Source organism: Rhizobium leguminosarum (assembly GCF_002953715.1).
GTDB classification, from domain to species: domain Bacteria; phylum Pseudomonadota; class Alphaproteobacteria; order Rhizobiales; family Rhizobiaceae; genus Rhizobium; species Rhizobium leguminosarum_V.
In genome coordinates this window covers 3160493-3179820 of record NZ_CP025012.1, presented here as the reverse complement: position 1 = coordinate 3179820, position 19328 = coordinate 3160493, and the positions used below count along the sequence as shown (strand labels likewise).

General features: G+C 60.2%; 19 protein-coding genes. 8 read left to right on the top strand and 11 right to left on the bottom strand.

The window, feature by feature from the left end:
* Positions 1–3: 3 nt before the first annotated feature.
* Positions 4–1650 carry an alpha-glucosidase family protein gene (locus tag CUJ84_RS16060; RefSeq protein WP_105006936.1) on the top strand — a complete coding sequence of 549 codons (1647 nt, stop codon included), beginning with the start codon at positions 4–6 and terminating at the stop codon, positions 1648–1650.
* A gap of 72 nt (positions 1651–1722) precedes the next feature.
* Here CUJ84_RS16060 and ade read toward each other — a convergent pair whose 3' ends face one another.
* Positions 1723–3420, bottom strand: coding sequence for an adenine deaminase (ade, locus tag CUJ84_RS16055; protein ID WP_105006935.1), 1698 nt, complete (start codon positions 3418–3420; stop codon positions 1723–1725).
* Positions 3421–3464: 44 nt separating this feature from the next.
* Here ade and CUJ84_RS37980 point away from each other — a divergent pair, with 44 nt between their 5' ends.
* Positions 3465–3860, top strand: coding sequence for a hypothetical protein (locus tag CUJ84_RS37980; protein WP_158686938.1), 396 nt, complete (start codon positions 3465–3467; stop codon positions 3858–3860).
* Positions 3861–3933: 73 nt separating this feature from the next.
* Here the strand turns inward: CUJ84_RS37980 and CUJ84_RS16050 are convergent, their stop codons facing one another.
* A complete protein-coding gene (locus CUJ84_RS16050; RefSeq protein ID WP_105006934.1) occupies positions 3934–5037 on the bottom strand; it encodes a branched-chain amino acid ABC transporter substrate-binding protein in 1104 nt (367 codons plus the stop codon).
* A gap of 35 nt (positions 5038–5072) precedes the next feature.
* On the opposite strand from CUJ84_RS16050, the gene CUJ84_RS38345 reads away from it, so the two are divergent.
* Together CUJ84_RS38345 and CUJ84_RS16045 are read left to right on the top strand one after the other, a co-directional pair.
* The gene (locus tag CUJ84_RS38345) at positions 5073–5423 is read left to right on the top strand and encodes a hypothetical protein (protein WP_199788830.1); all 351 of its coding nucleotides are present in this window, start codon (positions 5073–5075) and stop codon (positions 5421–5423) included.
* 101 nt (positions 5424–5524) lie between these two features.
* Positions 5525–6436, top strand: coding sequence for an HD-GYP domain-containing protein (locus tag CUJ84_RS16045; RefSeq protein ID WP_105006933.1), 912 nt, complete (start codon positions 5525–5527; stop codon positions 6434–6436).
* A gap of 126 nt (positions 6437–6562) precedes the next feature.
* Here CUJ84_RS16045 and CUJ84_RS16040 read toward each other — a convergent pair whose 3' ends face one another.
* The 6 genes from CUJ84_RS16040 to CUJ84_RS16015 all read right to left on the bottom strand — a co-directional run bounded on the left by CUJ84_RS16040 (position 6563) and on the right by CUJ84_RS16015 (position 12383).
* Positions 6563–7888 carry an aspartate aminotransferase family protein gene (locus CUJ84_RS16040; protein WP_018243099.1) on the bottom strand — a complete coding sequence of 442 codons (1326 nt, stop codon included), beginning with the start codon at positions 7886–7888 and terminating at the stop codon, positions 6563–6565.
* 357 nt (positions 7889–8245) lie between these two features.
* The gene (locus CUJ84_RS16035; RefSeq protein WP_003561417.1) at positions 8246–8563 is read right to left on the bottom strand and encodes an ArsR/SmtB family transcription factor; all 318 of its coding nucleotides are present in this window, start codon (positions 8561–8563) and stop codon (positions 8246–8248) included.
* Between the two features lie 115 nt (positions 8564–8678).
* Positions 8679–9428: a HugZ family protein gene (locus CUJ84_RS16030; RefSeq protein WP_105008209.1), complete on the bottom strand. Its 750-nt coding sequence runs from the start codon at positions 9426–9428 to the stop codon at positions 8679–8681.
* 31 nt (positions 9429–9459) lie between these two features.
* Complete coding sequence (gene choV, locus CUJ84_RS16025) at positions 9460–10512, bottom strand: choline ABC transporter ATP-binding protein (RefSeq protein ID WP_105006932.1); 1053 nt, start codon at positions 10510–10512, stop codon at positions 9460–9462.
* A complete protein-coding gene (gene choW / locus CUJ84_RS16020; protein ID WP_026237187.1) occupies positions 10509–11354 on the bottom strand; it encodes a choline ABC transporter permease subunit in 846 nt (281 codons plus the stop codon). The genes choV and choW overlap by 4 nt, the downstream gene beginning before the upstream one ends.
* 72 nt (positions 11355–11426) lie before the next feature.
* Entirely contained in the window at positions 11427–12383 is a 957-nt protein-coding gene (locus tag CUJ84_RS16015; RefSeq protein ID WP_027683535.1) for a choline ABC transporter substrate-binding protein, read from the bottom strand.
* A 236-nt stretch (positions 12384–12619) separates the two neighbouring features.
* Between CUJ84_RS16015 and CUJ84_RS16010 the strand changes: the two genes are divergently transcribed.
* From CUJ84_RS16010 to CUJ84_RS15995, 3 genes are all read left to right on the top strand, one after another.
* Entirely contained in the window at positions 12620–13222 is a 603-nt protein-coding gene (locus CUJ84_RS16010) for a thymidine kinase (protein WP_018243095.1), read from the top strand.
* Positions 13223–13367: 145 nt separating this feature from the next.
* Complete coding sequence (locus tag CUJ84_RS16000; RefSeq protein WP_105008208.1) at positions 13368–14441, top strand: hypothetical protein; 1074 nt, start codon at positions 13368–13370, stop codon at positions 14439–14441.
* Positions 14442–14590: 149 nt separating this feature from the next.
* Complete coding sequence (locus CUJ84_RS15995) at positions 14591–15721, top strand: DUF2333 family protein (protein WP_105006931.1); 1131 nt, start codon at positions 14591–14593, stop codon at positions 15719–15721.
* A 192-nt stretch (positions 15722–15913) separates the two neighbouring features.
* Here the strand turns inward: CUJ84_RS15995 and CUJ84_RS15990 are convergent, their stop codons facing one another.
* The 3 genes from CUJ84_RS15990 to CUJ84_RS38800 form a co-directional block, all read right to left on the bottom strand.
* Entirely contained in the window at positions 15914–16375 is a 462-nt protein-coding gene (locus CUJ84_RS15990; protein ID WP_027683539.1) for a PAS domain-containing protein, read from the bottom strand.
* 46 nt (positions 16376–16421) lie between these two features.
* On the bottom strand, positions 16422–17147 hold the full coding sequence (locus CUJ84_RS15985; protein ID WP_105006930.1) for a helix-turn-helix transcriptional regulator: 726 nt from the start codon (positions 17145–17147) through the stop codon (positions 16422–16424).
* A gap of 440 nt (positions 17148–17587) precedes the next feature.
* Positions 17588–17755 (bottom strand): hypothetical protein, encoded by a 168-nt coding sequence (locus tag CUJ84_RS38800; RefSeq protein ID WP_245457484.1) that lies wholly within the window; start codon positions 17753–17755, stop codon positions 17588–17590.
* Here CUJ84_RS38800 and CUJ84_RS15980 point away from each other — a divergent pair.
* A complete protein-coding gene (locus tag CUJ84_RS15980) occupies positions 17745–19292 on the top strand; it encodes a hypothetical protein (RefSeq protein WP_245457483.1) in 1548 nt (515 codons plus the stop codon). The genes CUJ84_RS38800 and CUJ84_RS15980 overlap by 11 nt on opposite strands.
* Positions 19293–19328 lie beyond the last annotated feature (36 nt).

Sequence of the window (19328 nt, the reverse complement as noted above, 5' to 3'; positions counted from 1 at the left end):
CCGATGGCATTGCAGGCAGGCGGGAGTGCGGACTGGTGGCGCGGCGCGGTGATCTATCAGGTCTATCCGCGCTCGTTTCAGGACACCAACAGCGACGGTCTCGGCGATCTCAGGGGAATAACCCGCCGGCTGCCGCATATAGCCAGCCTCGGCGTCGACGCGATCTGGCTCTCGCCCTTCTTCAAGTCGCCGATGGCCGACATGGGCTACGACGTTTCCGATTATTGCGACGTCGATCCGATCTTCGGGACGCTCGCCGATTTCGACGAGATGATGGCCGAAGCACACAGGCTGGGCATCAAGGTCGTCATCGACCAGGTGATCTCGCACACCTCCGACCGGCATCCCTGGTTCGTCGAGAGCCGGTCCAGCCGGACCAATCCCAAGGCGGATTGGTATGTCTGGGCCGATCCGAAGCCGGACGGTACGGCGCCGAACAATTGGCTGTCGATCTTCGGCGGGCCGGGCTGGGAGTGGGATGGCGTGCGCCGGCAATATTACCAGCACAATTTCCTGACCTCGCAGCCGGATCTCAACTTCCACAGCAAAGCCGTGCAGGATGCGGTCCTCGAGACGGTGAAGTTCTGGCTCGACCGCGGCGTGGACGGTTTCCGCCTGGATACGGTCAACTATTATTTCTGCGACAAGCTGCTCAGAAGCAATCCGCCGCACGAGCCTGATGAGAATGACGCGGGCCTCGATGCGCCCGACAGCAATCCCTACGGCATGCAGAACCACCTCTACGACAAGACGCAGCCGGAAAATGTCGATTTCCTCAAGCGCTTCCGGGCGCTGCTCGATCAGTACGAGGATCGTACGACCGTCGGCGAAGTCGGAGATGGCGCGCGTTCGCTGAAGACGGTTGGCGCCTATACGAGTGGCGGCGACAAGCTGCACATGTGCTACACATTCGATCTGCTCGGGCCGGATTTCACCGCCGAGCATATTCGCGGCTGCGTCGAGGCCTTCCAGAAGGCAGTCACGGACGGCTGGGTCTGCTGGGCTTTTTCCAACCACGACGTCATGCGTCATGTCAGCCGTTTCGCGCGGACGGAGGAAGAGCGGCCAGTCATCGCCAAGCTGGCAATCTCGGTGCTTGCGGCGCTACGGGGCTCGATCTGCCTCTATCAGGGCGAGGAACTCGGCCTGCCCGAGGCAGAGCTCGCCTTCGAGGATCTGCGCGACCCCTACGGCATCCGCTTCTGGCCGGCCTTCAAGGGCCGCGACGGCTGCCGCACGCCGATGCCCTGGGAAGCGGGCAAGGCGCATGCGGGCTTCACCTCCGCGGAAAAGAGCTGGCTGCCGGTGCCTTACGAGCAGGCAGCGCTTTCCGTCGACACGCAGGAGGCGAGCGACAGCTCGGTGCTGCATCACTACCGCAAGACGCTCGCATTCCGGAAGAGCCATCCGGCACTGATCGACGGCGAGATGAGCTTCATCGGCACCAACCAGGACGTGCTCGCCTTCACCCGCGAAAAGGGCGGAGAAAAACTGCTTTTCGTTTTCAATCTGACGCGCAAACCGGCGGAATTCCGCCTGCCCGATGACATGGTGATCGAGGAACCGCTTGCGATGCCGGGCTTCGGGGCGGTACCGGGCGCGGGATCGGTGAAGCTTGCCGCGCTCGACGGGTTTTGTGCGCGGGTTTGATGTTCGTGCTGCTATATCCATGAAGGCGACGGTCAAAGGCTGCCCCACTGGGGAGTCGGCCGTGAAATTGCATCACCCGATGAGCGCGAACTTGTCCACATCCACCATGCCGCGGTCGGATATCTTCAGGTGCGGGATGACCGGCAGCGGCAGGAAAGCGAGCTGAAGGAAGGGTTCTTCCAGCGTGGCGCCGAGCGCGAAGGCGGCCTTGCGCAGATGGTGGAGGATGTCGCGAACCGTCTCGTAGGGCTCGAGGCTCATAAGACCGGCGATGGGCAGGGCGATTTCGCCGGTGACCTTACCGTCTTCGACGACGACGAAGCCGCCCTTGATCTCGCCGAGGCGGTTTGCGGCGCAGGCCATGTCGTCCTCGCTGACGCCGACCACGCAGATATTGTGGCTGTCATGGCCGACGGTCGAGGCGATCGCACCCTTCTTCAGGCCGAAGCCCTGGACGAAGCCGTTGGCATGGTTGCCGTTCTTGCCGTGGCGCTCGATGACGGCGACCTTGATGATATCGTTGGCAAGATCGACGGTCGTCTCGTTGCCCCTGACGGGCAGGCGGTAGCGGCGATGCTCGGTGATGATCTTGCCCGGCATGACGCCGATGACAGGTGTTTCGCCCTCGGCGACCGGGACGCCGAAATGGGCGGCGTTGACGGGCCTTGCCTTGACGCTGTCGAGGCCGATCGGGGCAACCGGTCTGCGCGAGGAAAAGAGCGCATCGGTGACGCGGCGGCCGGCGGAGAAGATCATGTCGGCGCGGCAGTTTTCCAGGCTGTCGAGAACCACCAGATCGGCGCGCCAGCCCGGCGCGACCAGGCCGCGGTCCCTGAGGCCGAAGGCGCGGGCGGCCGAAATCGAGGCGGCGCGATAGATCGCCAGGGGCTCGACGCCACTTGCAATGGCCGTGCGGATCATGTGATCGAGATGGCCCTGTTCGGCGATATCGAGCGGATTGCGGTCGTCGGTGCAGAGCGCGAGGAAGGGTGAAAGCCGCTCGGTGATAATGGGTATCAGCGCCGCGAGATCCTTGGATACCGAACCCTCGCGCACGAGGATATGCATGCCCTTGCGGATCTTTTCCAGCGCTTCGGCGGCGGTCGTGCATTCGTGCTCGGTGCGGATGCCGGCTGCGAGGTAACCGTTGAGATCGTTGCCGGACAGCAGCGGCGCGTGACCGTCGATATGGCCGCCCTGGAAGGCCTCAAGCTTGGCCATGCAGACGGGATCCTTGTGGATTACGCCAGGGAAATTCATGAATTCGGCAAGGCCGATGACCTTCGGATGGTGGCGGTAGGGCAGGAGGCGCTCGATTGGCAGATCGGCGCCGGAGGTTTCGAGATGCGTCGCCGGAACGCAGGAGGAGAGCTGGACGCGGATGTCCATGATCGTCTCCAGCGCGGATTCGAGAAAGAATTCGATGCCGGCGGTTCCGAGCACATTGGCGATTTCGTGCGGATCGCAGATGGCGGTCGTCACGCCGTAGGGCAGAACGCAGCGATCGAATTCATGCGGTGTGACGAGTGAAGATTCGATATGCAGATGCGTGTCGATGAAGCCGGGAACGACGATCCTGCCGGATATATCGATCTCAGTCTCGCCATCATAATTGCCTGAGGTGCCGACGATGCGATCGGCGCCGATGGCAATGTCCGACAGGACGAGTTCGCCGGTAACGAGGTCGAAGAAACGGCCGCCCTTTAACACAATATCGGCCTGCACGCGGCCGACGCCCTGGTCGATGAGACGTTCGAGCTTGGTGGTCATGAATTGCTACCTCTTCGACTGGTTTCTGTCGCTGATGCCGACGGATGCTGGAAATCACTTGGATTGTATTTCCGGCTGCTTTTGCCTCGGTGGCAGCAGTGCTAGTGAGGCGAGAATACAGATGTCGTTTTCCAACTCAAGGTCATGATATGAAAGCAATTATTTCGGCGGCCTGCGTGGCTGTTTTTCTGTTGAGCGGCTGTGTGAACAACTCAGCTGTACTCACGACTGACAAACATGGAAAGGTCAGCCAGATCATTCTCGGAAAGTCGACTGGAAGTGTTGCTTCCGATGAAGACCTTAAGCGTGTCGTGGTCGCCAGTTTCTACGCGCGGATTTCAAACCCAAAACCCAGTTGGAATTATCGTCAACCGATGGTGCTTATCAAACATCCAACAGTGGAGAGCTACCTGCGTCAGGATGCGAAGAAGGCGGACTGATCTGCAGTCCAGCGTCTGCAAAAGTAATCGGGCGCCGTGATGCGCCCGATCCTGTTTTCAGTGGGCTCGTCGATTACTCGGCGGTGACGATCTTGCCGGCTTCCCACTTGTAGAGCGAGAAGCTCTGCGAGGTCAGGTCGCCGGTCTCGCCGTAGGTGACCTTGCCGATGGCGGTCGGGATCTCCTTGCCGTCCTTCAACGCGGTCGCGACGGCTTCCGCATCCTCGGCGCTGCCGGCCTTCTCGATGCCGGCTTTCAGCACTTCGACGGCGGCATAGGCGTTCAGCGTGAAGGCCTCGGCCGGGATGTTCCTGGCGGCGAGCGCATCGGCTGCGGCTTTGGAATCCGGGCTCTTGGTGGCGTCCGAAGCGTTGGTGAAGATCGTGCCTCCTGCCGCATCCGTGCCGATTGCCCAGAATTCGGTGTTGGAGAGTCCGTCGCCGCCGATGATCGTCGCGTTGGCGGCGAGGTCATGCAACTGGCGGGCGAGCAGGCCGCCTTCCGGGTGGTAGCCGCCGAAATAGACCACGTCGACCTTCTCGGACTTGATGCGGGTGGTGAGCGCGCTGAAATCCTTGTCACCAGGCGTGATCGCGTCATTAACGACTTCGGTGATGCCGCCGGCGTTCAACGTCGCCTTGAAGGCGTCGGCGAGGCCCTTGCCGTAGGCGCCCTTGTCGTTGACGATGGCGACGCGCTTGTCCTTGAAATTCTTCAGCACATATTTGGCGGAGACTTCGGCCTGCTGGTCGTCGCGGCCGCAGGTGCGCAGCACGTTGGTCAGACCGCGCTTGGTCAGGTCGGGGGCCGTCGCGGTCGGGGTGACCATCAACACGCCGTTTTCGGCAAGCACGTCCGAAACGGGAATGGCGACGCCCGATGTCACCGGGCCGACGACGAAGCGGATGCCGTCGCCGACGACCTTGTTGGCGGCGGAAACGCCCTGCTTCGGCTCGCCGGCATCGTCGGTCAGTTCGAGGACGACCTTCTCGCCGAGAATCCCGCCCTTCTTGTTGATCTCGTCGACGGCTGTCTGAGCGCCGTTCTTCACCTGGTCGCCATAGGCAGCGACGGGGCCGGTCAGCGGCGCGATCAGGCCGATGGTGATATCGGCATGGGCAAGCGGCGCAAAGGCGAGTGACGCGACGAGGGTCGCCGTCAATGTCTTGAGGGTCATTGTCTGTCTCCTTGGATGGGGTCATTCGACCCGCGATGAAGCGTCGCGCCGGCTTTTCCGGATCGTTCAACGGCCCCAAGGCCGTGCCAAGGACGATCGATATCGGCGCGATCAATGCGTCCCCGGCCATATTTGGCTCGAATGGGTGCAACGGCAAGATTTCTAGGAATTTTGGTGAGATTCCGCAAGTTGATAACAAAATGAAACGAGAATTGAGCCGATCCGGGGCGAAATCATCCGAAATCGTCGATTTTGACACCGTCTGCCGATTTCTAGAGGGTGCCGGTACCCCGCGTCAGCAGTGCGCCGACAAAACCTGCCGAATGTCGCAGAAGCTCTCTTCGTCCTTCCGAATATTCGAATTCTGTTTCGAGATTAACACTTGATTCTACCAATTGGGGTAGAACCATTATTCGCGCATATATTGCTGCGATGCAAAAGAACGGTCGACAATAAACAGAGAGATATTTCAGGAATAGAGATCTGGATGCTCAAGCGGGTCGAAGCCAGACAGGTGCGCACCGGAATGTTTGTCGAGGCGATCGAGGGTGCGTGGCAGGATCCTTTTCTGTCCAAGCGAAGATTTCTTCTGCGCCGTGAAATCGATGCCCAGAAGCTTCGCAAGAGCATGACAGGCGTGATTATCAACACCAGCAGAGGCCTGGATATTGACGGCCTGCCAGGTGGCAATATCGAGATCGACACCAAGGCGGCACGCGAGACCATCCAGAAATCCATGCAGGTGCTGGAAAGCGTTTTCGGTCGACTCCAGCACGGCGATGGGATCAGCGTCGATCAAGTGGCGCCGGTGATTTCCTCGGTCTCCAAGTCCATCGATCAGAATCCCACGGTCTTTCTGAGCGTTACGCGTCTGAAATCCAAGGACGAGGCAACGTTCCTGCATTCGATTTCAGTGAGCGCGCTGATGATCCTTTTCAGCCGTCATCTCGGACTTGACGAAACGACTGTTCAGATGCTCGGCACAGCAGGATTGCTGCACGACGTCGGCAAGCTCGAAATTCCGCTCGAGATACTCAACAAGGAAGGCCCCCTGGACGAGGACGAGATCAAGATGATCCGCGACCATCCGGAAAAGGGACACGCAATCCTGTCGCGTCAGGAAGGCATGTCGGAGATCGTTCTCGACGTCTGCCTCAACCATCATGAGCGTATCGACGGCAAGGGCTATCCCCGCAAACTTTCCGAGGCGCAGGTCAGCCTCCATGCGCGTATTGCTGCGATTTGCGACGTCTATGACGCCATCACCTCGGTGCGGCCGTACAGGGCGCCATGGAGCGCGAGCCAAGCACTGAAATGGATGCTTGGTAACGAAGGGCATTTCGATCGCCGGCTGTTGAAGAAATTCGCCCTCTGCCTTTCCGTCGTCGCGGTGGCCTGAGGTCTATCTAGCTTCGCAACAAAAGGGGCCCGCGTGGACTTACAGCCCCGCGTGTCTTTTTCAGACGCGCGGGGCTGTAATACCTTGATGTGCTGCATGCCCTTTTGCCGGAAACTTCAGCGCTTCTCAGATATTGTTCTGCAGGATCGTCCGCAGCTTGCCGAAGAGCTCGTCGATATGGTGCTTTTCGATGATCAGCGGCGGTGAGAGTGCAATGATATCGCCGGTGGTGCGGATCAGCAGGCCGCTTTCATAGGCTTTCAGGAAAGCGGTGAAGGCGCGCTTGGTCGGCTCGCCGGCGATCGGGTCGAGTTCGATCGCGCCGATCAGGCCAGTGTTCCTGATGTCGATGACATTGGGGCAGTCCTTCAGCGAATGCAGCGCATCGGCCCAGTAGTCGGAAAGCTCGGCGGCGCGTGTCAGCAGCCCCTCTTCCTTGTAGGTATCGAGCGTGGCGAGTGCGGCGGCGGAGGCGATCGGGTTGCCGGAATAGGTGTAGCCGTGGAAGAACTCGATCATGTGCTCCGGGCCGTTCATGAAGGCATCATGAATCTCGGAGGTGACGAAGACGGCGCCCATCGGGATGACGCCATTTGTCAATCCCTTGGCGGCAGTGATCATGTCGGGCTTGACGTCGTAATATTGCGCAGCGAAGGGGGCGCCGAGGCGGCCGAAGCCGGTGATGACCTCGTCGAAGATCAGAAGGATGCCGTGCTTGGTGCAGATCTCGCGCAGCTTCTGCAGGTAGCCCTTCGGCGGGATCAAGACGCCGGTGGAGCCCGCCACCGGCTCGACGATGACGGCGGCGACGGTGGAGGCGTCATGCAGGGTGACGATACGCTCGAGCTCGGTGGCGATGTCGCCGCCATGCTCGGGCTCGCCGCGGGTGAAGTTGTTCTTGCCGGGCTGGTGGGTGTGCGGCATGTGATCGACGCCGGTCAGCAGCGTGCCGAACATCTTGCGATTGGTGACGATGCCGCCGACGGAGATGCCGCCGAAATTGACGCCGTGATAGCCACGCTCGCGGCCGATCAGGCGGAACCGTGATCCATTGCCCTTCACCCGGTGATAGGCGAGCGCCACCTTGAGCGCCGTCTCGACGGATTCGGAACCGGAGTTGGTGTAGAGAACGTGGTTCAGGCCTTCCGGGGCAATGTCGACCAGGCGGTTTGCCAGTTCGAAGGCCTTGGGATGGCCGAGCTGGAAGGCCGGCGCGTAATCGAGCTCGCCGGCCTGCTCGCGGATCGCTTCGGTGATCTTTGGGCGGCAGTGGCCGGCATTGACGCACCAGAGGCCAGCCGTGCCGTCCAGCACCTGACGGCCGTCATGGGTCGTATAGTACATGTCCTTGGCGCCGACGAACAAACGCGGCTCCTTCTTGAACTGGCGATTTGCCGTAAACGGCATCCAGAAGGCGCGAAGATCGTTCGGTGCGTTGAGGCGATTGGACATGCTGTTCTCCTGGCCGCTGACGGCCCTTTCCCGGGGCTTCACGCCCATATTTTTACTGCCCGGTCAAATTATCAGGGCTTCCCAAGGCGTCAACGGGAAAAGTCCAGAGAACGGTTCCTGACAGGAAGCTCAACTTGCTTCGGTCGATCATGGGGCGAGCGCTTCAGCGGGATGAGGCTGCAATTCCTTCGCCGCCGGCGAAAGGAGCAGAAAGACCAGGGCATTCAAAGGCACGACCGGCAAATCGCAAATTTGCCGGTCGTGCCATAAGGTTCACGTGCTGAAATATCGTTACCAAGCCTCCGGGAACATTCCCTTGCAGCACGGCATCGGCCGACATTCATGTCAGCGCTATCATTAAGCGGCGGATCTATTCCGGTTCTGCACGAGGTAAATGTCTTCGAGCGTTGCCAGGATCTTCATGACCGGCTCGGAGGTACTCGAATAATAGATGGTTTGTGCGTCCCGGCGGGTCTTGACCAGCTTTTGAGCGCGCAGTTTCGACAGGTGCTGAGAGAGAGCGGACTGGCTGAGCCCGACCTGCGTCGCAAGCACGCCGACGGCTACTTCGCCCTTTACGAGGCTACACAGGATCAGCAATCTTTTCGGGTTTGCCATGGCCGACAATAAAGCTGCCGCCACGTTCGTGTGATCGGCCAAATCAGAGGTTTCCATATGTTATCTTCCTAATGCGAAACGTACATCAAGTGTGTTGGCGCAGGCCGCCAGCCGGGATTTTGACTGACACCAAAAACTAGCAACTGGGCTCGAAGATTGTATATACCTAAATTTAAGGTATCGAGTATGCTATTTTAGATATGTTTGAACAAATGTGATCGGCATCCACAGACAGGGTTTCGAACTCGTATCGCAGCAGAAAATCGCCGGAAATCATATCAAAACCTGAGAGATCGATACCACAAATACGCCAAGAACCCGATTTCGGCGCCTTTAGCCTGGTAGCAAGGCTTTCCTCGACATCGGGATGGCGTTCTACTAAATCTCGCACTGTCGCTGCCGCCCCGGCGGCAATCTCCTCATTCGCGGCCGACTGGATTACGAGATCGTTCCCTTCGAGGTGGTAGGCGCGGCCGAAGCCGCCATTGAGGCTGGCCTGCTCAGGCTTGAGACGGAAGAACAGGAAATCAGGAAAATCGATATAAAGCTTCGCCTTGGGGTGGCGAGCGAGAAAACGCGCGCGAATCCGCGCGTAGAATGGACTGCTGTGCTCGACGGGTTCTGCCAGGCATTGGGTCGTCAGACGGGGATAGGCAAGGGGATCGCCCTTGCCGGGCTCGCCGGTCAGGAGCGAGGCGCGCGGGTCTCTGGCGAGCGCCCGGGTATGAGCCGACAGCTGCGAAACCAGGATGACGGGGATGCCGTCGATATCGGTGGCGACGAGCACGCGGCTGACAAAGGGGAAGCCGGTCTCGGGCGCGAGAACGGCAATCGCCGCGTGCCTGGCGGAGCGCAGAAGCACGCGGGCGAGCTTGCGGGCATCGTCGTCGGTTTCGCGTAAAGGCGAGGGCTGATCTTTCATATCCGCTTTGTGACAAAGCGGATGGAAAACATCAAGCTTCCTGCTTGCGGCGATGGCGGGTAAGGCCGGCAACGATATCCTGAGCCGAGATGGTTCCAACGATCGCGCCATTCTCGACGATGCCGATACTGCCCGGCTGGCGGGCAAGGGCATCGAGGATATCGATGAGCGGGGTCGCGGCGCGGGCCGTGGCGCTGACGCTCATGCCGGCGGCAGTCTGGCCGAGGCCCGGCTGCATGACGTCGGCCGCCGTCAGCATGTTGATCGGATTGAGGTTCTGCACGAAATCGGCGACATACTGGTCTGCGGGGTTCTTGACGATGTCGTGCGGCGTTCCGCACTGGATGATGCGGCCGCTCTCCATGATGGCGATGCGATTGCCGATGCGGAAGGCCTCGTCGAGATCGTGGCTGACGAAAAGGATGGTCTTCTTCAGCCGCCGCTGGAACTCCAGGAGTTCGTCTTGCAGGCGGGTGCGGATCAATGGGTCGAGCGCCGAGAAAGGCTCGTCCATGAGCAGGATCGGGGCGCCGGTGGCAAAGGCGCGGGCAAGGCCGACGCGCTGTTGCATGCCGCCGGAAAGCTCGTTGACCTTGCGGCCTGCCCATTTCGTCAGGTTGACGAGTTCAAGCTGCTCGCCGACGCGGAGCTTGCGCTCGGCCTCCGGCATGCCGGCGAGCTCGAGGCCGAAGCCGACATTCTCGGCGACCGTGCGCCAGGGCAGGAGAGCGAACTGCTGGAACACCATGGAGACGGTGTGGGTGCGCAGATCCCGCAGCGCCTTGGCATTGCAACTGTACGGGTTGACGGGGCCGGTGGTCGTGGAGACGGCGACATCACCACGCACCACGGGAGCGAGCCCGTTGACGGCGCGCAGCAGCGTCGACTTGCCGGAGCCGGAAAGGCCCATCAGCACCAGGATCTCGCCTTCCTCGATCGTCAGTGAGGCATCGGCAACGCCGAGCACCAAGCCGGTCGCGGCGCCGATTTCGTCGCGCGATTTGCCCTGATCGACCATGGCAAGCGCGGTTTCCGGCCGATCGCCGAAGATGATGCTGACATTGTTAAAGCTTACTGCGGTCATGCACCGCCTCCTTCACCCGCCGTGCGGAACATCCGGTCGAGAATGATTGCCAGGATCACGATGCAGAAGCCCGCCTCGAAGCCCTTGGCGATATTGACGGTGTTCAGCGCGCGGACGACGGGCACACCAAGCCCGGGAGCGCCGACAAGGGCGGCGATGACGACCATCGACAGCGACAGCATGATGGTCTGGGTGAGACCCGCCATGATCTGCGGCGTGGCGAAGGGAAGCTCGATCTTGCGCAGCACCTGTATCGGCGTCGCGCCGAAAGCGACGGCGGCTTCAACGAGGGACGGCGGCGTCGAGATGATGCCAAGGCGTGTCAGCCGGATCGGGGCGGGGATTGCGAAGATGACGGTCGCGATCAGGCCCGGCACCATGCCGAGGCCGAACAGGATGAGCGCAGGGATCAGGTAAACGAACGTGGGTATGGTCTGCATGAGATCGAGTACCGGGCGCATGGCAGCATAGACCCAAGGGCGGCGGGCGGCGGCAATGCCGAGCGGAATGCCGATCACCATACAGACAAAGGTGGCGGCGAGCACGAGGGCGAGCGTCTCCGTCGTTTCCTTCCAATAGTCCTGGTTCACGATCAGCAGCAGCCCGAGACAGGTGAAGACGGCGACCGCGATCGAGCGGCGCAGCCAAAAGGCGATGGCGGTGATGGCCGCGATGACGATCAGCGGATGAGGCTTCTGCAGCACGAAGAGCAGGCCGTCTATGGCGCTCGACAGCAGGAAGGCGACCTGGTTGAAGAACCATTCGCCGTTCGAGGTCAGCCAGTCCACAAAGGATTTGGCCCAGGGGCCAACGGGAATCTTAAATTCGGTGATCCAATTCAAGGGCGCGCCCATCCAGAAAAACAACAATCGGACAAAAATGAAACGGGGCGGCGAGCCGCCCCGTTCGTATCATCAGAGGCCGAGGCCGGTCTTGGCGGCCGCGAGAGCGTCGCCCTTGCCGTCGCGGGTCTTGACGCCCGCGAGCCAGGGCTCGAGTGCGGCGGGGTTCGCCTTCAGCCATTCGGAAGCTGCAGCCTCCGGCTCTTTGCCGTCGTTCAGGATTTTGCCCATGATGTGGTTCTCCATGTCGAGGGAGAACGTCAGGTTCTTCAGCATCGTGCCGACATTCGGGCATTCGTCGAGATAACCGGCGCGGACATTGGTGAAGACCTTGGCGCCGCCGAAATCCGGACCGAAGATATCGTCACCGCCTGTGAGGTAGGTCAGCTTGAAGTTGGTGTTCATCGGATGGGGTTCCCAGCCGAGGAAGACAACGGGCTTGCCTGATTTGTCGGCGCGCGCGACCTGAGCGAGCATACCCTGCTCGGAGGACTCGACGACTTCCAAATCCTTCAGGCCAAAGGTGTTCTTTTCGATCATGTCCATGACGAGGCGGTTGCCGTCATTGCCAGGCTCGATGCCATAGATCTTGCCGTCCAGCTCGTCCTTATGAGCGGCGATGTCCTTGAAGTCCTTGATGCCGAGCTCGGCGCCCTTGGCGTTGGTGGCAAGTGTATACTTGGCGCCGACGAGGTTGGGGCCGAAGGATTCGACCGACTTGTCGTCGAGATAGGGCCGGACGTCCTTTTCCTGTGTCGGCATCCAGTTGCCGAGGAAGATGTCGATGTCCTTGTTCTTCAGCGAGGTGTAGGTGACCGGCACCGAGAGAACCTTGATGTCGGTCTGATAGCCGATGCTCTTCAGGACGACGGATGCGGTGGCGGTGGTGGCGGTGATATCCGTCCAGCCGACGTCGGAGAAATGAACGGTGGAGCAGCTGTCGGGATCGGCGGCGAAGGCGGCGGTCGCAACGGAGAGGGCGGCGACGGCAGTTGCGGTAACGAGTTTGAACGTGCTTGTTGTTTTCATTTTAGACTCCCAGTCTTTAAGTTCCCAAGCCAACCATCAATAACCGAGTTTGACAAGCGACCTCAGTGCGTTTGCGCCGTATCGACCCATGCGATTGCGACGTCCGCGGATTTTTTCGCAATGCCTTGTTTCCGGGGCTTTCGGTGGTTTTCGAGCCGGATTCCTGTGATTATCGCTCCCTCAGGGCTTTTCTTTGCCATTCCGAGCTTTCAATAAGCCGATTAAGGAGAAATCGGATGGCAAAACTCTATTTCAACTACTCGACGATGAACGCCGGCAAGTCGACGATGCTGCTGCAGGCCTCCTATAATTACCAGGAGCGCGGCATGCGCACGGTGCAACTGATCGCCGCCTTCGACGAGCGCGCGGGTCGAGGCGTCATCGGCTCGCGGATCGGCTTGGAGGCGAGCGCCATTCCCTTCGAGCCGCATGAGGATCTGTTCCGGTTGGTTGCGACGCTGAGCGGCGAAGGAGCACCGATTTCCTGCATCTTCGTCGACGAGGCGCATTTCATGACGCCTGTCCATGTCTGGCAGCTTGCCCGCGTCGTCGACAGGCTCGGAATCCCCGTGATGGTCTACGGGCTGAGAACCGATTTCCAGGGCAAGCTGTTTCCGGCCTCGCAGGAACTGCTGGCAATCGCCGATGAAATGCGCGAGGTGCGCACGATCTGCCATTGCGGGCGCAAGGCGACGATGGTTGTGCGGCTCGACGGGGAAGGAAAAGTGTTGCACGAAGGCGCCCAGATCGATGTCGGCGGCAACGAGAAATATGTCTCGCTCTGCCGCAGGCATTGGGACGACGCGATGAACGGTGCCTGGATCGCCGAGCCGGTCTGAAGCCGGCGACGCCAACTGTTTTCTTGGGCGCCGCAAGCGACCGCGCCGGCCGGTTGAGCATCCGACTCCGTTTGAGCCAACAGAATGCTTCAATCTGACCAGGAAAGGCTCTAGCTTGGGTCAGGAGATTCCCTGGAGAGATCAGGTGCGCAAACCCCCGCCATTCGACGGTCAGTACGAAGCTGCAGACAGCCTTGCCGAGAGGACTGCGGCCGAGGGCACCTATTGCGTGGCCGCGATCGGCTCCTTCAGCGGCGACGAAACACGGTCGGCCGACGAGGTCTTCGTCGAGCAGAATGCGCGCTTCCAAGCCCATATCGCCGATGCTGCGGCGCTCGACGCCCAACTGGCCGAGCTGGTCTTTTCCCTCGACCGGCTGACGGCGGAAGTTTCTGCCGATCTCGATAGTTTCCGGGGGCTGACGCTGCGTGAGAAGATGGCCGGCTGGGTGTCGCGCCAGCGGATGTGGCGCATGTATACCGAACGCGTGCGCGAGGCGCCGGTCATCGAGCGGCTGCTCGACCTTTTGACGAAATCGGACGCGCTCGCCAGGCTGATCGCCGGCCAGCGCGCCGCGCTTACCGAACGGCACAGGGCAGCCGAACTCAACCTCGTCGACATCGTCGAGCAACGGCGCCGGCTGGTCGTTTCCATCGATATCGCCCGTCTCAAGATGAAGGAGCTCAATGCCAAGGCGCTGACGACGCAGGGCCGTATCGGCGTCTACGGCAACAGGGCGCACTGGGAGCAGATGGAGGCGGAGCGGCGGGCGCTGAAGGCGGAAGCCGAGCGGATTTCCGCCGGGGAGCACGAGATGCGCGACGACAGCCAGCGGCGTGAGCGCTTCATCGGCCTGTTCCAGGCTTTTGTCGATTCGCTGAACGGCCGGATCGCCGCCTGCAATGTGCTGCTGCGCAAGCTGTTGATCGACGTCGAGGAGCGCCTGATCATCTACCAGGCGCAGGTCGATACCGACCGGCCAGGCATGAAGGTGAGGATCAAGCCGGAACTCTTTCCTGATATCGCTGCGCCGATCAGGCTGTTCGAGAAGGGTATGCTGGTCGCCCAGGATCTGGAGCGGCGCAAGAGCCGTGCCGATCTCGAATTCGCCAGAAGGTTCCCGACCTATGCCGAACCGCCGCCGGAAACATCGGGGGCGCCACTGATTGACACGGCGCGCAGGTCCTTCCGTTTCAACCTGCCTTTCCTGCGCTCCTGACCCGCAGGGCGCAGACAATACCCCTCTTCCCAATGCTTTCATTCCGGAAAATCGAAGGGCTTGTGTTGTGCTCGGCCCATCGAGCGCATATGTGGGATGCAGCGGGACGGCAATGTCCTGATGTTCGCCTCGCCTGACAGGAGACGACGATGCTTGACCGGATAGCCGGTTTTTTCAGGCTGATCGGCCAGACGATCGGCCGCTGGGCCCGCCTGTTTTCCGCCTGGGCCTTCTGGCCCGTTCTTGCCGCACACGGCTGGTATCAGCGGCGGAGCTGGATGATCCGGCTGCCGGTCATCGCGTTCGTGGCGCTGCTGGTCGCCCTCTACGGCTATTTCTTCTGGCAGACGCAGGCCTGGACGAATTTCAATCCCGCATTCGTCGACCAATATCGGCTTTCGGAGCGCAAGGTTGCAGCCGGGCAGGATGTGCCGGTCGCCGAGGGGGCTGCTGCCACGGTGCCGAAGACCTGCCAGCGCTCGGCGATCGTCGACGTCGCGGCCGACCTGACCGATTTTAACGTCAACCAGAACGCATGGATTTCCTCCATGGTGCTCTACAAGGCGGGCTTCTTCGGCATCGACTGGGACCACACGCCCTTCTTCGACAACAAGGCGTCGTTCCAGCGCGGTGTCAACCAGGCGGTCCGGCGCACCTCGGTGGAGCTTGTCGACACGCTCGGGCGCGTGCGCGGCACGTCGGGTATCAACAGCGACCTGCAGAACGCGCGCGGTAACCTGCAGTTCGACGAATACAGCTGGTATTTCGGGCTCAACCCGTTCGGGCCGAAAACGCCGACGCCTTCCTATTACCGCTCGGCGATCGGCAGCCTGCGCAAGTTCAACACCGATCTTGCCCTCTGCAACGCCATTTTCGACGGCCGCGCCGACAATCTCGTGCAGTTCGTCGATCGTATCGCCAACGATCTCGGCAGCACCTCCGACATGCTTGCCGAACGCTCTGAAAACCACAATCGCGGCTGGTTCGATACGCGCGCCGACGACCGGTTCTGGTTCGCCTACGGCCAGCTCTACGGCTATTACGCGATCATGGCGGCCGCTCAGGCGGATTTCTCGCAGGTGGTGGCGGAACGCAATCTCGGTGCGATCTGGGGCGGGACCATGCGGCAGTTCCAGTCTGCGCTGCGCATCCAGCCGGCGATCATCTCGAACGGGCGCGAGGATGGCTGGATCATGCCGAGCCATCTCGCCACGATGGGCTTCTATATTCTGAGGGTCCGCTCGAACCTCGTCGAGATCCGTTCGGTGCTCGACCGATAAAGCGCGTCGCGATATTTCAGATTCGCCCCTCGCGCTTTAGGTCTTTGTTGCTAAGCATGTCGTTGTCGCAAAACCGCTGCACAGTTTTGCGCGAGATGCTTTGAATCCCGCGCGTCCAGCAGGACGCGCTATCATTGTTGAACTAGAGCATGATGCCGAAAAGTGTGAGCGGTTTTCGGACGACATCCTGTTCTAGCGGGGTATCGTGTTGTCCTCGAAGCCGACGACGCGCAGTCTTTCGACGAATTCATAGGTGACGCCGACGATGCCGCCGCCACTTTCATCGTCACGGAAGCGGCCAACGCTGCGCACCAGCTTGTAGCCGCCAAGGCGATTGTCGACGCGATAGACGAAATGGAAGCCGACGCCATGAAGGCTCGCCTCCTCGAAGGTTTGGGCGATCAGGCTGCGGTCCTCCTCATGGATGCGCGACATCAGCTCTGTCAGGTTGACAGGGCCGTCGCTGTAGGGGAGGCCGAAGATCGCGTGGACATCCTCGCTTGCAAAGAAGTGTCCTGTCTCGATGTCGATGCGCCAGAAGCCGAAAAGACGATAGGCAGCGAGCATCTGGACAACTTCCGCATCGGTAATGCCGATGTGGGCGCGGGATTGTTCTGTCTTGTCAATGACGGGCTGTTCGAAGTGAAGAGGCACGTTTCCCCCAGATCACGGGACGAGGTGCCGACTCTCTTCTGATTCCTCAGTTGATCAGCTTCAATCGAATTGCCTTAGCTACCAACTGGGTGCGGTTGACGCAATCGAGTTTTTTGATCGCATTCGTCATATAGGCGTTCACCGTATGGTCCGAGAGCGTCAGGATCTGGCCGATTTCGATCGAGGTCTTGCCCTGGGCCGTCCAGCGCACAACTTCTAGTTCTCTGTTCGATAGCGCGTTATGCGCGCATTCCTCGTTGCGTTTGACTGCATTGTATGCATCGAGTGCATGGAGAATGATCATTGCCAGCTCGTTGATCTCGCTTTGGCCGAGTGCGGCGCGTTCGCCGCAGAACCAAAAGACCAGGCGCTGGCCGTCGGCTGCAAGGGTCGGCATGGCAACGCCTGCCGGTATGGCATGGCGCAGCATCAGGGCGCGCAGTTCCGCGGGAAAGGCCTGACCATTGACGGCGTCGTTGAGGTGCCAGACCGGCGGCACAGCGGACTGCCTCAGCCTTAGGCCGAAAGGGCAGCCGCGTATCATATGGGCGCGGTCGAAATCCCTGATATAGGCGGTCGGAAGCGAGCTCTCGATCAGCAGGGGTTTCAAGAGAAGATCTTCGGGGGAAGGAGCGTGCATCAGCGTCGCATGCGACAATCCGAAGGCTGTGGAGACCCTGCCGAGCGCCTGCGCAAACAGGCTGCGCGTTCGAGCGGTCGCAAGCTCTGCCGAAAGCAATGACTGTCTTTCAGAGGTAGTCATGTAAGACATTTGTACGCCCCCGGCAGCCTCAATGTTACCGCTATCAAATACAGAAAATCTGCGGGATGCTAGCCCCAATTAACTTAAGACAAGGCGATTCATTCAAATTGTGAAAAATTAGCCACAGGAGATCGCGCTCTGATTGAGTTTCGACTTGCAAAGATAACGTTGCGGTATCGTGAAACCCTTCGTGACGGCATAGCTATGGCCTCGCGCAGCCGGGCAGGCAGAGAATCACTTGGGAGAACTCGGGGAGAAGTCCGGTCCTCTCGCACCGACTTACAGGCGGTGGGCTCCAGCACATTTCGCTGGAGCAGCTGATCTGCTTGAACACGGCCGCGATGGTTCGCCATCTAAGCCTGATTGCAATGAGAGAACAAGGATAAGAGGACTGCAGCGGGCATCGAAATCCGGCTTGCTGGCAGTCAATCCAATTGCTAAGCCTATGCTCAGTACAACTGAGGCAATTTAATCGTGCGCTTTGCAATTTCTTTTTTGGTGAAGTGTCTATTTTCCAGATCATTACTTGTTTTTCTCCTTTTGACCTTGCCGATCGGAGCGGTAATCGCGCAGGCTGCCGAGGAGAAGAAGGCAGCACAGCCGCCGATGAGCTTCATCCTCGTGCGTAGTTTTCTCTGCCAGGAAAACTGTCCGGAATGGATATCGGCAGAGGGGCGCATAACGTCCGATACGCCCGCGCGGCTCAGAAAAATTCTCAAGAAGATCGGCGACCGGAAATTGCCTGTCGTTTTCCGTTCGGAGGGTGGCGATGTCGATGCCGCCTATGCGATGGGCCGGATGATCCGCAAAGCCGGTCTGGAAACAGCCGTCGGCGGGACGCAGCTGAAGGATTGTCCTGTTGAGGATACGCGCTGCCAAGCCGCTATTGCAAAGGACGGCACCGCGGTCGGTGACACCTATTCGGCCGGCGCTTACTGCTTTTCTGCCTGTCCGCTGGCCTTTGCCGGCGGTACGTCGCGTGTCGCATCGCAATGGGCCTTTATCGGCGTCCACCAGATCACGACCGTCTACAACAAGGTGCGTGTTTCCTATCGCATCGAATACAAGATCGTGAATGGCAAGAAGAAGGAAATCTCCCGCAAGGAGGTTGGACGCAAGGTGGCGGGGCAGAGCAGTTCCACCAAACTTGGAAAGAAGGCCACCGCTGCCTTGACAGCCTATTTGAAAGAAATGGGCGTCAGCCAGGATGTGATCGGTCTGATGATGGGCGCCACGCCTGACAGCATCAACATCGTAGCGCCCGCAGACGCAGTTCGAATGGGGCTTGCGACGGACGTCCTAGCTTACAATGAGCGGCCCGGCATGCCGCTCTGCGCGCCGGATGCCGCTGCCGAGGCTATCTGTCACGGCCATCCGGTAGCCGAAGCGCCTGTGGCGGCTAAGGCGCCTGTATCTCAGGCACCGGTGCAGGATGCGGCCGCAGACACAAGCGAGACTCTGCCGAGAACCCGGCCGATGGACTTTCTCCTGATGTACCATGGCAATTGCCAGGAAGAGTGCACGCAGTGGATTTCCGCGGATGGAGACATCACGCCGGATACACCGGCCCGCCTGGAGGCGACCTTGAAGACGCTCGGCGGAAGAAAGCTGCCGGTCGTCCTTCAGTCTAATGGCGGGGACATGGATGCGGCTTTCGCGATGGGGCGTATGATCCGTGCTGCAGGTCTGGAGACCTCCATTGGCAGAACGCAGTTGCCCAATTGTCCAAAGCTGGATCCGCGTTGCAACGCCAGCATTGCCAAAAACGGACCGACCGAGGGCGAAGTCTTTGCCGGCCGTGCGTACTGCCTTTCGACCTGTACTGTTGTCTTGACGAGCGGAACGCCGCGGATTGCCGGATATTCCGCTATCGGCCTCGTCAGACCCACGGCGGCTCAATATACGAAATTCTTCGCCTATTTCGACGAGATGGGCGTCAGGGCTGAGACATACGAGATGATGATGCTTGCGACATCAATTGAGCAAGGAAATATACTTCGTTCTCAGGCGCTCGATCTTGGCATCATCAATGGTATCATCCCTTATGGTGAAGAGCCCGGCTTGCATGTCTGTGGACCGGAGGCGAAGGAAAGTCTCCGTTGCCCGAGAAATCAGAAGGCCGAGATCGTTCCTGCCGCGGCCTTGGCAAATTGATATCGGACTGCGGAAGGCACTTCATGACGGTGCCCG

Coding starts and splice junctions, on each gene's coding strand:
- CUJ84_RS37980 (WP_158686938.1), top strand. CDS start 3,465: ATGCTGGAAATCACTTGGATTGTATTTCCGGCTGCTTTTGCCTCGGTG.
- CUJ84_RS16045 (WP_105006933.1), top strand. CDS start 5,525: ATGCTCAAGCGGGTCGAAGCCAGACAGGTGCGCACCGGAATGTTTGTC.
- CUJ84_RS16030 (WP_105008209.1), bottom strand. CDS start 9,428: ATGAAAGATCAGCCCTCGCCTTTACGCGAAACCGACGACGATGCCCGC.
- CUJ84_RS15995 (WP_105006931.1), top strand. CDS start 14,591: ATGCTTGACCGGATAGCCGGTTTTTTCAGGCTGATCGGCCAGACGATC.
- CUJ84_RS15980 (WP_245457483.1), top strand. CDS start 17,745: ATGAGCTTCATCCTCGTGCGTAGTTTTCTCTGCCAGGAAAACTGTCCG.
- CUJ84_RS16050 (WP_105006934.1), bottom strand. CDS start 5,037: ATGACCCTCAAGACATTGACGGCGACCCTCGTCGCGTCACTCGCCTTT.
- CUJ84_RS38345 (WP_199788830.1), top strand. CDS start 5,073: ATGAAGCGTCGCGCCGGCTTTTCCGGATCGTTCAACGGCCCCAAGGCC.
- CUJ84_RS38800 (WP_245457484.1), bottom strand. CDS start 17,755: ATGAAGCTCATCGGCGGCTGTGCTGCCTTCTTCTCCTCGGCAGCCTGC.
- choV (WP_105006932.1), bottom strand. CDS start 10,512: ATGACCGCAGTAAGCTTTAACAATGTCAGCATCATCTTCGGCGATCGG.
- CUJ84_RS16035 (WP_003561417.1), bottom strand. CDS start 8,563: ATGGAAACCTCTGATTTGGCCGATCACACGAACGTGGCGGCAGCTTTA.
- CUJ84_RS15985 (WP_105006930.1), bottom strand. CDS start 17,147: ATGTCTTACATGACTACCTCTGAAAGACAGTCATTGCTTTCGGCAGAG.
- ade (WP_105006935.1), bottom strand. CDS start 3,420: ATGACCACCAAGCTCGAACGTCTCATCGACCAGGGCGTCGGCCGCGTG.
- CUJ84_RS16015 (WP_027683535.1), bottom strand. CDS start 12,383: ATGAAAACAACAAGCACGTTCAAACTCGTTACCGCAACTGCCGTCGCC.
- CUJ84_RS16010 (WP_018243095.1), top strand. CDS start 12,620: ATGGCAAAACTCTATTTCAACTACTCGACGATGAACGCCGGCAAGTCG.
- CUJ84_RS16040 (WP_018243099.1), bottom strand. CDS start 7,888: ATGTCCAATCGCCTCAACGCACCGAACGATCTTCGCGCCTTCTGGATG.
- CUJ84_RS16060 (WP_105006936.1), top strand. CDS start 4: ATGGCATTGCAGGCAGGCGGGAGTGCGGACTGGTGGCGCGGCGCGGTG.